Below are 14,516 nucleotides of genomic sequence, written 5' to 3'. Positions count from 1 at the left end.
TTGCTTAACGAACCTTAAATAAACCTAATGAACAAAATCCTTTTAACGTTATGTATCGGCATAGGTTTTATTCTAACGGCCTCTGGCCAAAGCGACGATAAAATAAAAGGTGACAGGAATGTAACCATCAAGCAAACCTACATTGATGCATTCAACAAAATTATAGTTGGCGAAGACTTTTCAGTCGAAATCATCTATAACTCAAAGCCCTCCGTAGAAATTGAAACCGACGATAACCTACACGAAATCATTCTTTTCGAAGTAAAGGACAGCACCTTGGTCTTCAGCTCTTCAAAAAAAATTACCTCCTCCAAGAAAATGCACATCACGGTCAATTATAGTCACGACCTGAAATATATTGAAGTGAAGGACGATGGCGAAGTAAGGTCTCTCACTTCTTTGGAATTAAAAAATACTTCACTAAAAACCTCTGGTTCTGCCCGTGCCTATCTCAACATTAATGCAACTAATTTTGAGTTTTCAAGCCATGACAAATCCAAGGTGAAATTGAATGTTTCTGCAGATAGCTCCAAGATTATATTAAACGACAACAGCAAAACCGAAGCCTTGATCAATAGCAAATATGTAAAATTGGACATGTACCAACGTGCGGATGCCAATATTGAAGGGGCTTCAAAATCCTGCTTGATTCGCACTGATAACTCGTCAAGTTTTGAAGGAAAAGAGTTTACGGTTAAAACCTGTAATCTGGTAAGCGACCTCAGTAGTTATGTGGCCATTGGAGTTGAAGAAAATGTCACTATAGACGCCGCCGGAAATTCTGAAATATACCTGTACCACGAACCTCAAATAACTATCAACAAATTTACGGGAACGGCCAAACTTCAAAAAAAGGAAACTAATTAAATTCTATAATTATACTACACAAATGAGAAAATTAACCCCTTTAGTTTTTCTTCTGCTTGCAATGTTTGCTTGTAAAGAAGAAGACAAAAAACAAGAGGCGTCTTCCAATGTCAAAGAGGAAGCTCAAGCCTTTTTGGATGACTATTCCAAAACCTATAAAAAATTGTATTATGATTCTTCCAAAGCAGAATGGGCTGCCAATACGCACATTGTAGCAGGTGACACCACAAACGCTTACAACGTACAAAAAGCCAATGAAGCATACGCTAAATTCACTGGAAGCACGGAAGTTATTGAAAAAACAAAACAGTTTTTAGAGCATAAGGACGAATTGGACATCGTGCAGGTACGCCAATTGAACACCATTCTTTACGGTGCAGGAAACAACCCTGAAACTGTTTCGGATATTGTATCCAAAAGAATTGCTGCTCAAAATGCACAAAGTGAAACCCTTTATGGTTTCGATTTTCAAGTGGATGGGAAATCAATAACTACTGGAGATATTGATAAAGTTTTAAGAGAATCTTCCAACGAAACAGAGCGTCTTAAAAATTGGGAAGCCTCAAAAGCAGTTGGAAAAGATCTAAAAGACGGCTTGGAAAACTTACGTCAATTGCGCAACCAAACGGTACAGGCTTTAGGTTATGACGATTACTTTAGTTACCAAGTTTCTGAATACGGTATGAACCGTCAGGAAATGCTTGCCGAAATGAACAAAATGGTGAAGGAAGTTTGGCCTCTATATCGCGAATTACACACTTGGGCTCGTTACGAATTGGCTAAAAAATATAATGCCGAAGTACCTGAGTACATTCCTGCCCACTGGTTGCCTAACCGTTGGGGACAAGACTGGAGCCCGTTGGTAAATGTTGAAGGGTTAGATATCGATGCTGCCTTGGCTGACAAAGATCCTGAGTGGATTGTAAAAGAAGGAGAAAACTTTTATGTGAGCATTGGTTTTGATCCGCTTCCAGCGAGTTTCTACGAAAAATCAAGCATGTACCCACTACCGGCTGATGCTGATTACAAAAAGAACAACCACGCTTCTGCATGGCACATGGATCTTGAAAACGATTTGCGTTGTTTGATGAGTGTAGAGCCTACCGCAGATTACTATGAGACCATTCACCATGAATTAGGTCATATTTACTACTATCAAGCCTATACCAATCCAAATGTACCACCATTATTACGCGCTGGAGCCAATAGAGGGTACCATGAAGCCATTGGAAGTTTATTAGGATTGGCTGCAATGCAAAAGCCTTTCTTGGCTAGTAAAGGTCTAGTTGACGAAAACGTAAAAATTGACGAGACCCAAAACTTATTGAAAGAAGCCTTGAACTATGTGGTATTTTTACCATTCTCTGCAGGTGTGATGAGTGAGTTTGAAAACGCTTTGTATGCAGAAAACTTACCAAAAGACCAATACAATGCAAAATGGTGGGAATTGGCTAAAAAATACCAAGGTATGGTGCCTCCATCAGAAAGAGGAGAAGAATTCTGTGATGCTGCTTCAAAAACACACATCAATGATGATGCGGCTCAATATTATGACTATGCCATCTCATACATTTTATTATTCCAATTCCACGATCACATTGCTAAAAACATCTTGCATCAAGATCCACATGCTACCAACTATTTTGGAAGTAAAGACGTGGGAACCTTCTTAAAAGGAGTATTGGAAACCGGAGCTAACAATGATTGGAGAGAACTTTTAAAATCAAGCGTAGGAAGCGAAATGAGTGCAAAACCTATGTTGGATTACTTTGCGCCATTAATGGAGTATTTAAAAGCACAGAACGAAGGACGAACTTATACGTTACCTGAAACAATATAAGTTTTAAAACAAATAGATATAAAAAATCCGAAGCAGTTACGCTTCGGATTTTTTTTGTTGTAGTTTCTGTAGTTTTAGTTGTAGTATAACGTTTTTAGTTGATATCTCCTTGTATGTAAACCGATACTGGAATATATCCTTGTCCGTCAACAAATTCTGCATCTGGAACTTCAATTTTGAATGAGTGTGTTCCTTGTGACACCTCTCCTAATTCGTAAGTTCTAATTGGAATAACATCTCCAGGGCACCAGTTGTTCCAAGAAGTCCACCATGATTCTGATTTAGGTGAACTACCGTAAATTCCATTTCCTTGGGTATTGTATTGACGGTAAGGCTCGCAAGACTTTCCTCCTGGCATATACATATCCAACTCACTATTATCAAAATAAATAAAATGCTGTCTTCTTACATACTCTTCCCCTCCTGAGTTAGCTCCATGGTTAGAAGTAATCAAGTGGATTTTGGCATTACTTAAGTTTTCTTCTATGTCGAAGGTAAAGGTCTTCGTAGTTTCTCCCAATACATCAGTCCCGTTGGAATTATAGTTGTTTACACGCACACTAGATGCAATCGGCTCCAAATGTTGTGCCACATGCTCGTAAGTCTTGTCTGTAGAAACGAACTTTAAAGTACCTAAGAAAGTATCAATTCTTCCAGCACATCCCGTAACCTCTGTTTGTGCGGCGTAAGGAACCCCAAACACATACAATTCAATCCAAAAATCGTAGGTACTGCTAATCACTGGGTCGTTGAACAATAAGGCCAAGTTGTCTACTTCAAATTCATAAGGAACTTCCGTTGGAGGAACATTTTTGTTCATGAAAGGTGTGATAAAACGACCGATTTCAATACGCTCTTCAACGGCGGCTGTACTAAATTCAGTACCACTAGGCACTAAGTTTAAATACACCCCACCAATTCTATCGTAATTATCGCATAAAGCACCAAGTGTTACATGCATGGTGAGTTCATCACTAAACAAATCAATTGCTTCTGCACTTAACTTAGTTACATTTGACGCATTGTTTTTTCTTATAACGCCAGCAGGCACTGGCTCACTAACAGTGGCAGCATAGCCATCATAAAAAACTACCTCATCAAAAACAGTGACTTCCGTAGATTGATACAATACTTCCAAAGAAAGTACGTCTGTTTCTAAAAGGGTTCCTTCATGCATATACGTGGCATTTACTTCGTAAGTCCCTGTTTCTTCTGGAGTATATTCGTTAGAGACAATCTCCTCTCCATTAATATAGTAAGTAGCTTCAGAAGTCACATCCGTGCCATTATTTCCTATGACACTAAACGTAAAAGTTTCTCCTATTTCGATAGCTTCGGAAGCGGCTCCAATTTCAATAGAAGTCAAAAGCATTTCAGTTACAGTGAAAGTAACTATATTACTTGTTAAGTTGGAACCATTTAACGAATAAGTCGCCTTAACCGAGTACTGACCTTCTACCTCAGGAGTAACCACGTTGGAATTTACAATGATATTATTTACAAAATAAGTAGCACTTGCCGTCACATTCTCATTCTCGCTGGTTATCACTTCAAAAGTGATGCTTTCTCCTAAAGGAATAGTCTCGACATTGCTCGATAAGGTAATTGCTGGAGTTACTGATTGATTGCCATCATCCTCGCTACAGGAAAGTGTCATAAAAAACACCGCTAAAAAACTGGCTAAAAGTAATTTTGAGTATTGCTTCATAATAATAATTAGGGTTAATAAAGCCGCTAATTTAGAAAATAATACCTAAGCCCAAAGTTTTAACAAGTCTTTAACCTATAATTAATGTAGAATTGCAAAATTTTAAATATCACCTAATCAAATTCAAAATTCCACATAAAAAAATCCGAAGTGCCAACTTCGGATTTTATATTATTGAAGAAAAAATTTCTTTATGCTTCTACAGGTGCTTCTTTGGCTGCCAAATAACGCTCAGCATCCAAGGCCGCCATACATCCAGTACCCGCAGCCGTAATAGCTTGTCTGTACACATGATCTGCAGCATCTCCACTAACAAATACACCCTCAACATTGGTTTTTGAAGTACCAGGTTTGTTGATAATATACCCTGTTTTATCCAAATCTAAATACTCCTTAAAAATATCTGTATTTGGTTTATGACCAATGGCTACAAAGAAGCCGGTAGCAGGAATGGTTTTAACTTCTCCTGTAACGTTGTCTTTAACTTTTACACCCGTTACTACTTGTCCGTCTCCCAATACTTCCTCTGTTTCTGTATTGAATAGTATCTCTATATTCTTGGTGTTTTTAACTCTATTGGCCATGATTTTTGAAGCGCGGAATACATCTCTTCTTACCAACATCGTTACTTTTGAACACAATTTGGATAGATAGTGAGCTTCTTCACAAGCAGAATCTCCTGCGCCTACAATCACTACCTCTTGATTTCTATAGAAGAATCCATCACATACGGCACAGGCAGAAACCCCGCCGCCGAGCTTCAAATATTTTTGTTCAGAAACCAATCCCAAATATTTTGCAGAGGCTCCTGTAGAGATAATTACAGAATCACAGTGGATTTCCTTATGGTCATTTACCCAAACTCTGTGTACATCTCCAGAAAAATCAACTCTGGTAACCCAACCATCTCTAATATCGGTTCCAAAACGGCTTGCTTGCTTTTGAAGCTCCATCATCATTTCTGGTCCTGTGATTCCTTCTGGATACCCTGGAAAATTCTCTACTTCATTGGTGGTGGTTAACTGCCCCCCTGGTTGGGTTCCTTGGTACAATACCGGTGCCATGTTAGCTCTAGCTGCATATATAGCTGCAGTATATCCTGCAGGTCCCGAACCTATGATAAGGCATTTTACTTTTTCAATTGTATCTGACATAATTTCTCTGATTTAATCTTAACAAAAGTAGAACTTTTACACAAAAACTTACATGGAAGTTATTAAAAGTTATTATACATCAATAGGAGACGTTTATTGGTCACTATAAACCACAAAAAACCCCGAAACATCCTTGCTTTACAAAATGTTCGGGGTAGATTTGTTTCAGAACTATTTGAGCTGTTTAAAACAACTTTTTAAACAATAAATAAGCACCATATTTTCCTACGGAATTTAACACCAACTGCATCCAATTGGAAGGTCGCAAATCTTCTTTCAAGCCACCTTTAACGCCTTTCAGTTCTTCCAAAGCAATCTTCCGTTCCAAATCCAACCGCTTTAAGTCGTGCTCTATTTCTGCAAACGAACTATACTTTTTCATAAAAATCAATTAAAGAATTTATGTGACATGGTCTGTATCACTTTTTTGTTGATAAGATGTCTAAGCAGGTACACCAAAAGGGCCAATAGCAAAAAGAAACCACCAACTATGGTAGTGGACAAAGCATAGTCGTCCAAGACTCTCCCCAATGCGATGGCGGCGGCAATGGCAAAAAAGAAAAAACCAATCAATACAAAACTGCCTATTAAAAGGGCCTTGCCCAATAAGCTCATAGAAATGGTGAGCTGTTCAAAGACCTTTAACTTGGCATATTCCTTGGATTTGATCAAAAATACTTCGCCTGAATCTACGGCTTTGGATGATGCTTCATTTAATGACTCAAACAAATTCATACTAGGCTTTTTGATATTTCTTGTTTTGAGCTTTTAGGTCCGCCAATTTTTTCTCCAAAACAGAAATAACGTCCTCCGCTTTTACACTGGCTTCTTTCACCAAGCTTTCCAAATTAGAACCAAGGGAGTCCTTATCATGGCTCATAAAACTTGAAACCTTATCTTTTAAATCGTGTGCCTTAGAACTGGCTTTATCCTTTAAATCATGTGCGGTACTGTTAAACTTGTCTGCTGCCGACATGGCTTCATCCGCGATGCGTTGTCTTGTAACACTACCCTTTTCTGGTGCAAAAAGAATTCCTAAAGTAGCGCCAACCGCGGTTCCTACCAAAAGTCCGAAAATTGAATTACTGTTGCTCATAATACTATTTTTTTTATGGATTAATATTTTCAGTGCTTGCTACTAATCGAATGGAAACTACAAAATAAACATTTTGTAGTTCACTCACTAAAATTAACGCTAAAAGCTTAATTAACAATGACTAAACAAAATTATTTTTGTGAATTTCAAAAAAAATGGCCAATCAAAATTGATTGGCCATTTTATATTAAGGTTCAGAAAAATTAACTCGTAAAATACGATAGAATAGCGACCACAATGACAACTAAAAGTACCGAAAGTACAATGTCGATTGTAGCATAACTACCTTTTGAAGCAGCTTTGTCTTCAGCTGTCAAGGTTCCAAAAGAAAGACCACTGATTTTCTCATAATTTGGAGCCCCAGTAGCCAAACTAACAGTGACACATAAAATCACTGAGAAAATAAACATGAAGATAGCCATATGGGCAAAATTAATAGAGGCAAAACTAAACATAATGCTATCTACCGTTTCCCCGGAAGCAATTTGTGGCTGATAATAAATTTCAGATCCCAAACGCAAAATCAACAACACCAATCCCGTCATTAAAGTTGTAATGGCCGCTTGGGAGTTGACACGTTTCCAGATAATTCCCAAAAGGAATACCGCAGTTACAGGAGGCGCAATATACGATTGTACATTTTGAAGGTATTGGTACATCACACCACCTCCAATTTTTTCCATAATAGGAATCCAGATAATCCCTAATATTACAATAAAACCGGTAGCTACTTTACCAATGGTAAGCAATTCACGTTCGCTCTTCTCTGGTTTCAACTTCTTGTAAATATCAATAGTGAAAATAGTAGAGCAAGAATTGAACACCGAAGCCAACGAACTCATAAGCGCTGCCATCAATCCTCCTGCCACCAAACCTTTCAATCCAACTGGCAACAAGGTTTTCACCAACATTGGAAATGCTCTATCGGCTTTCTCTACACCAAACATTTCCGGGTTTTGAATGGTCAAAGCAAAAGCGATGATACCGGGAATCAAGAAAATCAAGATAGGCAACAACTTTAAATAGGCTCCAAAAATGGCGCCTCTTCTTCCAATTTTAATATTATGGGCTGCCAAGGTACGCTGCACGATATATTGATCGGTACACCAATACCAAACCCCTACAACGGTCCCTCCAAATAACATTCCTGTCCAAGGAAAATCAGGGTCACTAATTGGACGCCACATGTTGAAATGATCTGGGCTAACCGCCGTAACAGTTTCCCTCAATTGCGACCACCCTCCTACTTCCTGCATTCCTAAATAGGTAATGATCATCGATCCCACAATAAGGATAACCGTTTGAAGCGTTTCCGTATAAATTACGGCCTTCATCCCTCCCACTACGGTATAAATTCCGGTGAAAATGACGATGCCAATAGCGCCATACCAAAAAGGGATTCCCAATAATTCAGAAACCACAATTCCTCCGGCGTAAATAGTAACAGATACTTTAGTCAAAACATAAGCCAACAATGAAAAAACCGACAAGAACCATCTAGAGCGACTGTCAAATCGTTTTTCCAAAAATTCGGGCATGGTAAACGCACCACTTCTAATGTAAAACGGTAAAAACAACCATCCTAAAAGCAGTACAATCCAAGCATGCAATTCATAATGCGCCATTGGAGTCCCCGATTCAAAACCCGTCCCCGCTAATCCAACAACGTGCTCCGATCCAATATTAGAAGCAAAAATAGAGGCTCCAATAACGAACCAGCCCACATTACGGCCTGCCAAAAAGTAATCTTCTGTGTTTTTATTCTTTTGAAGTACAACCCATACCGCCACGGCAATAAGGGCCAAAAAATAGAGTCCCAAAACCCACCAGTCGGCGGTTTGCAAAACTGTTTCCATAAATAGTAGTTTAGTTATTAGGTATTATAATTTTTTACTGTTGTAAGGTAAGACTTATATTTAAAATTTAATTGATTTTTTAATGGCCATATGAAGTTTGGGAGCTAACCTTTTGGTTAATCCTTAAATCTTTAAAAATGAAATATATCCGATTTAAATGTATTGGCTAATAATGTTTTCAAACAGCTCCTGTTTTCCACTTTGCAATGGAATTTCACCATCTTCTGCAGCGATTTCATACAAATCTGACAAGTCCAACTTTCCTTTTTCGAACTCCTTACCTTTTCCTGAATCGAAAGAACTGTAACGCTGTTTTCTTAAGGAATCATAACCAGAATAGGAAATGATTTTGTCTGCTGTAATCAAAGCTCTGGCAAACGTATCGGCACCTCCAATATGTGCCAAAAAGATGTCTTCCATATCGGTGGAATTACGACGGATTTTAGCATCAAAATTAACACCGCCCCCCTGCAAACCACCTGCCTTTAAAAACACTAACATCGCTTCGGTGACTTCTTGTATGTTGTTAGGAAATTGATCGGTGTCCCAACCATTTTGGTAATCCCCTCTATTCGCATCGATACTGCCCAACATTCCGGCCCGCGCAGCCACTTCCAATTCATGCTGAAAGGTATGCTGTGCCAAGGTTGCATGGTTAACTTCCACATTGATTTTAAAATCGCGTTCCAAGCCATATTCCTTTAAAAACCCAATGGCCGTAGCGGTGTCAAAATCATACTGATGCTTTGTAGGTTCCATAGGTTTGGGCTCAATGAAAAAAGTGCCTTTAAAGCCTTGCTTTCTGGCATAATCGCGAGCCATAGTTAAAAACTGGGCCAAATGGTTCAACTCCCTTGCCATATCGGTATTCAACAAGGACATATAACCTTCTCGACCACCCCAAAACACATAGTTTTCACCGTTTAAGGCAATGGTCGCATCTATGGCTAATTTCACCTGTCCTCCTGCTCTTGCCAACACTTTAAAATCTGGATTGGTAGCTGCACCATTCATATACCTAGGGTGTGTGAAGCAATTGGAGGTTCCCCAAAGCAACTTTTTACCATGGAATTTCTGCTTGCTTTTGATATAATCCACAATAGTACTCAAGCGCTTTTCCGATTCTGCAAAAGTTGGAGCTTCCTGAACCAGATCAAAATCGTGCATACAGTAATAATCAAAGCCAATTTTGTCTAGAAACTCAAACGCGGCATCTGCCTTGTCTTTCGCGGCCTGAATGGGATCTGAAGACTGATCCCAGGGAAAATTTTGGGTGCCCACTCCAAAAGGATCGGCACCTTGGCCACAGAACGTATGCCAATACGCCACCGCAAACTTAAAATGCTCCCGCATGTTTTTTCCTGCCACTATCCTATTGGGGTCATAATATTTAAATGCCAATGGATTATGGGACAAATTTCCCTCATACTCGATATGTTTAATGCCCTTGAAATATTCTTTAGTTGCCATTTTAGTTATATTTAGTCAAGATTATGATGTTTAAATTTTATGAATATTAGCTTACAAATTGCTTAAATACCTTCGCCTCAAATCCAGCTCCCATAATTGAAACGCCTCTGTATATGGGCCTTTATCTTTAACAGGACCATAAGTGCAGACTTTTTCATTATCAGAAAAAACGTCTTCCAAACTTTTAAAATCACCCATACTTACTCCTGCCGCCCTTGCAGCTCCAATGGCCCCTGTAGTATCCAAAATGTCTATTTCGGAATCAATAAGGGTTGCCAAAGTGGTTGCGAATATTCCAGATCGGAATAGGTTGTCGTTGCCTGCCCTAATATTGGACACCTTTACACCATCTCCTTTCATAATATTGACTCCGTACACAAACGAAAAGGCAATGCCCTCCAAAGCAGCCCTAAAAAGATGCTCAGAATGATGTTTATTAAAATTTAGGTTGAATATGGCCGCGCCGTCATTACTGTTGTTCATCATGCGCTCTACACCATTTCCAAATGGAATAACCCGCAAACCATCAGATCCAATAGGAACGTTTGCCGCCATGGCGTTCATCTGTTCATAGTTTTCACCTTTCAGCACATGTTCCTTCATCCAACTGTATTGAATCCCTGCGCCATTTATATTGAGAAGTTTGCCAATAATAGATTGTTCCTTGGTATAATTTACATGAGCAAAATTGTTGATACGAAGACTTTCTTGAGTGCTTTTATTGTCAGTTACAGCATACACGACTCCCGAAGTGCCTCCGGTAGCGGCAATTTCACCAGGTCTCAAGACATTTAAAGACAAAGCATTGTTGGGTTGGTCGCCTGCACGATATAGCACTGGAATGCCACTAGGCAACCCTGTAAGCTTTGCCGCCGATTTGGTCACGGATCCCTGAACAGAAAAAGTAGGCACCATGTTAGGAATCAAACCAGTATCAATTCCCATATAATCAAACAACCAATTCGCAGGGGTATTGGTCTTGAAATCCCACATAATCCCTTCGGAAAGTCCAGAAATGGTGGTAGTAGCTTCTCCTGTTAATTTGAGGGCAATAAAATCGCCGGGCAATAAAAACTTATGAACTTTTTCATAAAGCGAAGGTTCATTGTCCTTCACCCATTTGAGTTTGGATAAGGTGAAATTCCCTGGAGAATTCAAAAGATGCGTCATGCACTTTTCTTCTCCCAGATCTTGAAACACCTTATTTCCAATCACAGCAGCCCTACTATCACACCAAATAATGGAAGGTCGTAAAACCTCGAAATCCTTATCCACCAAAACCAAACCGTGCATTTGATAAGCAATGCCCACTCCCTTTATTCTAGCTTTGGCAACACCTGTGTCCTTGATTAATTTTTGTGTCAAGATACCCAGATATTCCCACCAAAGATTAGGGTCCTGTTCAGCCCACCCCGCTCTGGAAGACATGATTTCCATCTCCTTGTCTGGGTATTGAGCTAGTCCCAAAACCTTGCCAGAAGCGGCATTCACCAATGCGGCTTTTATTGATGAATTACCTAAATCGTATCCTATATAATACATCTTGTGATTAGTTAATAACAGTGGTTTTCAAAAATGATTGCTGGAAGCGTACATTGCCAACATGCTCCCTACAAATCCCTTGGCTACTTTAGTACTCAATAATGAGGCATCCACATTTGCTTTCAGCAAGCGCCAATCCTCATCTTTATGTTGTTTATAATAGAAATCATAATATTTAGTTCGTCCTACAATTTTCACCCAAAGATTTTGACTGTGTTCCTCCAAAGCTTTGGAAACCAAAATCTCTAACGAATCGCCAAAACTTTGCTCTAAGAATACCTCTGAGTTTCCCTGATCAGTCAAACGTTTACCTATAAATAAATAATGCTTTTCATTTTGAAAGGCCACCAATCCAGCAGCACCTGTTGATTGAGAAGGCACAAAGGAAAATTTGGTAGCCACCTCAAAACTGGCATGCTGTTGCCGTCTCCCAATAAAGGAAAACTTGGTTTCCTCATGCATGTTTTCATCTTGTGGCGTTACCAGTAATTGACCATTTTCCAAAGTGTACCATTGCGAATTGGGTGTTCTAAGGAAATTCCAAATCCCCCCTAATGTCTTTGACGTAAAGTCATCTCTAGACACAAAGTTTCCGGTGGTTGGAGGAATCTGTTCTGTATTTAACGCTAATTCGGGTCTTCTATGTATTAGTGGATGCGGTTCATTGCCCTGTTCAAAAACAGGCCAACTGTTGGCCTTCCATTTCAAGGGTAGCATAAAGGTTTCCCTTCCTGTGTTATAAAAGTCGTCACCGTAAGGCCGACATCCCAGATATACGCCCCACCAATCTCCATTGGGCAATTCCACAAAATCGGCATGACCTGTTGTGGTAATTTGGTTGGAACGCTCTTTAGACAAATGCCTTTGGGTCAATATCGGGTTGTTTTGATTACTGGTATATGGCCCGTAAATATGCTTGCTTCTAAACACCACTTCGGAATGGTTATAGCCCGTTCCCCCTTCTGCACAAAACAAATAATAGTAGTCATCCTTTTTGAAAATATGTGGAGCCTCAATCCAGACTGGCTCCTTGGCCATGTCAGTACCTCCATCAACCAATAATTTTTGATCAGAAATTACCTTCTGCCTTTTCAAATCGTATTCCCAGGTATAAATGGCTCTATGCCCTTTGTGTTTGGAAATATTCCCTGGAGGTGGACCATTATGGGTAATGTAGACTTTACCATCGTCGTCAAAAAACAGGTCTGGATCTATACCGTCTATTTCGGGCAACCAAATGGGTTCGGACCAACCTTCTTCCGGGTTTGTACTGGTCACGATAAAATTCCCTTTGGAACTTACATTAGTGCATATCACAAAAAAAGTTTCTTGGTGGTATCTAATAGTAGGTGCAAAAAGCCCTCTGGACGCTCCCCCGTTAAAATCTGCTTGTGATTTTCTAGTAATGACATGGCCAATATGCTTCCAATTAACCAAATCACTACTCTTAAAAATGGGCAATCCAGGAAAATAGGAAAATGACGAAGTCACTAAATAATAAGCGTTTTCTGCCCTACAAATACTAGGGTCTGGATAAAACCCTGCCAATATTGGATTTACATATTCATTTTGTGTTGGAATGTTACTATCAAACATGGCATCCTGTCCTTGATATTCAAACCAATCAAAGGCGACTTCTTCATTATACGCAATCGGTTGCTTTAAATTGGAAAAAAATTTGGCATTGGAAACCAATACCAAACCCAAACTTATTAGCGCCACAAAAAGAATAAATTGATTTTTTAAAACTTTCATAACCCGAATCAAGGATGTGAGCAAAAATTATTTCTTGACAATTTACAAAAGTTTTACATAAAAATTAACAATTAAATAATTTTTATCCATCTAATTTTAGTATTACTAATTTTTAAGCCAAAAAAATTCAACAATCGGTAATTTGTTAAAAAAGATTATTTTTGTAGATACGCACAAACCTCACCCATGACACAAAAAAAGGACATTACCATCTATGATATTGCCAAGGCCCTCAATTTATCAACTTCCACGATTTCCAGAGCCTTAAAAAACCATCATAGCATTAGTAAAAAAACCATTGCAAAAGTAAAACAAGCGGCTCAGGAAATGGGCTATTCCCCCAACATCATTGCAGCCAGTTTACGAAACAACAAGACCTATACTATCGGTGTTCTTATTTCAAGAATCAACCGTCCTTTTATTTCAGCCCTGATTAGTGGTATTGAAGAACGAGCCCAAAAGTCTGGATTCAATGTGATTATCACCCAGTCCAACGATTCCTATGAAAATGAAATCAACATGGCCCAGGCCCTATATAACAGTAGGGTAAGTGGAGTCATTTGTTCCTTGGCCATGGAAACTAGGGATACCTCCCATTTTAAACAGTTTTTGGATAAAAATATCCCCATCGTGTTTGTGGATCGTGTGCCTAAGGACATTGAAACCTACAGAGTGATGATTGACAATTACTCGGCAGCCTACAAGGCCACAAAACACTTAATTGAACAAGGTTGTAAACGTATTGCCCACTTTGCGGGGTCACAATACATGAATATTTATAGCGAGCGAAAACGAGGCTACATGGATGCTCTCAAGGATTATAATTTAGAAGTGAATGAAGACCTTATCATCCCATTCAGCACTTTAAGTTATGAGGAAGGGGAAAAGGCCACAAAAAAATTGCTTACAATGGATAATCCGCCAGATGGCATCTTCTCTTCAAACGATACTACAGGGGTGAGCGCCATTCAAATAGCCAAACGACTTAATGTGAAGGTTCCTGAAGAATTGGCGGTAATAGGGTTTAATGACGACCCTATTGCATCCATCATCGATCCTGGATTGTCAACCGTAACGCATCCCGCATTTAAAATGGGACAAACCTCAGCAGAAAAAATAGTGAAACATCTCAAAAATGCTTTGGACGATGACATTACAGAAATCACCTTCCTAAATACCGAAGTAGTGGTTAGACAATCATCCAAACGTCATTAAAAAAAGTCATTTT

General features: G+C 39.1%; 12 protein-coding genes. 3 read left to right on the top strand and 9 right to left on the bottom strand.

Features of this window, described 5'->3' with window-relative positions:
- Positions 1 to 27: 27 nt before the first annotated feature.
- Both AC6I5C_RS10730 and AC6I5C_RS10725 read left to right on the top strand, forming a co-directional pair.
- Positions 28 to 867 (top strand): GIN domain-containing protein, encoded by an 840-nt coding sequence (locus tag AC6I5C_RS10730; protein ID WP_497905156.1) that lies wholly within the window; start codon positions 28 to 30, stop codon positions 865 to 867.
- Between the two features lie 22 nt (positions 868 to 889).
- Positions 890 to 2,707, top strand: coding sequence for a M2 family metallopeptidase (locus AC6I5C_RS10725; protein WP_497905155.1), 1,818 nt, complete (start codon positions 890 to 892; stop codon positions 2,705 to 2,707).
- A gap of 94 nt (positions 2,708 to 2,801) precedes the next feature.
- Here AC6I5C_RS10725 and AC6I5C_RS10720 read toward each other — a convergent pair whose 3' ends face one another.
- The 9 genes from AC6I5C_RS10720 to AC6I5C_RS10680 all read right to left on the bottom strand — a co-directional run bounded on the left by AC6I5C_RS10720 (position 2,802) and on the right by AC6I5C_RS10680 (position 13,288).
- Positions 2,802 to 4,415 carry a peptide-N-glycosidase F-related protein gene (locus AC6I5C_RS10720; protein WP_497905154.1) on the bottom strand — a complete coding sequence of 538 codons (1,614 nt, stop codon included), beginning with the start codon at positions 4,413 to 4,415 and terminating at the stop codon, positions 2,802 to 2,804.
- 191 nt (positions 4,416 to 4,606) lie between these two features.
- A complete protein-coding gene (gene trxB / locus AC6I5C_RS10715) occupies positions 4,607 to 5,569 on the bottom strand; it encodes a thioredoxin-disulfide reductase (protein ID WP_076661993.1) in 963 nt (320 codons plus the stop codon).
- 184 nt (positions 5,570 to 5,753) lie between these two features.
- Complete coding sequence (locus tag AC6I5C_RS10710; protein ID WP_053975453.1) at positions 5,754 to 5,951, bottom strand: DUF6327 family protein; 198 nt, start codon at positions 5,949 to 5,951, stop codon at positions 5,754 to 5,756.
- Positions 5,952 to 5,956: 5 nt separating this feature from the next.
- On the bottom strand, positions 5,957 to 6,304 hold the full coding sequence (locus AC6I5C_RS10705) for a hypothetical protein (RefSeq protein ID WP_497905153.1): 348 nt from the start codon (positions 6,302 to 6,304) through the stop codon (positions 5,957 to 5,959).
- Between the two features lies 1 nt (position 6,305).
- On the bottom strand, positions 6,306 to 6,665 hold the full coding sequence (locus AC6I5C_RS10700) for a YtxH domain-containing protein (protein ID WP_053975455.1): 360 nt from the start codon (positions 6,663 to 6,665) through the stop codon (positions 6,306 to 6,308).
- Positions 6,666 to 6,868: 203 nt separating this feature from the next.
- A complete protein-coding gene (locus tag AC6I5C_RS10695) occupies positions 6,869 to 8,521 on the bottom strand; it encodes a sodium:solute symporter (protein ID WP_497905152.1) in 1,653 nt (550 codons plus the stop codon).
- Between the two features lie 153 nt (positions 8,522 to 8,674).
- The gene (gene xylA, locus AC6I5C_RS10690; RefSeq protein ID WP_497905151.1) at positions 8,675 to 9,991 is read right to left on the bottom strand and encodes a xylose isomerase; all 1,317 of its coding nucleotides are present in this window, start codon (positions 9,989 to 9,991) and stop codon (positions 8,675 to 8,677) included.
- A gap of 51 nt (positions 9,992 to 10,042) precedes the next feature.
- On the bottom strand, positions 10,043 to 11,533 hold the full coding sequence (locus tag AC6I5C_RS10685; protein WP_497905150.1) for a xylulokinase: 1,491 nt from the start codon (positions 11,531 to 11,533) through the stop codon (positions 10,043 to 10,045).
- 27 nt (positions 11,534 to 11,560) lie between these two features.
- A complete protein-coding gene (locus tag AC6I5C_RS10680; RefSeq protein ID WP_497905149.1) occupies positions 11,561 to 13,288 on the bottom strand; it encodes a glycoside hydrolase family 43 protein in 1,728 nt (575 codons plus the stop codon).
- Positions 13,289 to 13,474: 186 nt separating this feature from the next.
- Here AC6I5C_RS10680 and AC6I5C_RS10675 point away from each other — a divergent pair, with 186 nt between their 5' ends.
- The gene (locus tag AC6I5C_RS10675; RefSeq protein WP_053975459.1) at positions 13,475 to 14,503 is read left to right on the top strand and encodes a LacI family DNA-binding transcriptional regulator; all 1,029 of its coding nucleotides are present in this window, start codon (positions 13,475 to 13,477) and stop codon (positions 14,501 to 14,503) included.
- The last annotated feature ends 13 nt before the right edge of the window (positions 14,504 to 14,516 follow it).

This window comes from Mangrovimonas sp. sgz306409 (assembly GCF_059735265.1).
Note: the sequence above shows the minus strand (reverse complement) of the source record. Positions and strands in the feature narration are given on the sequence as shown.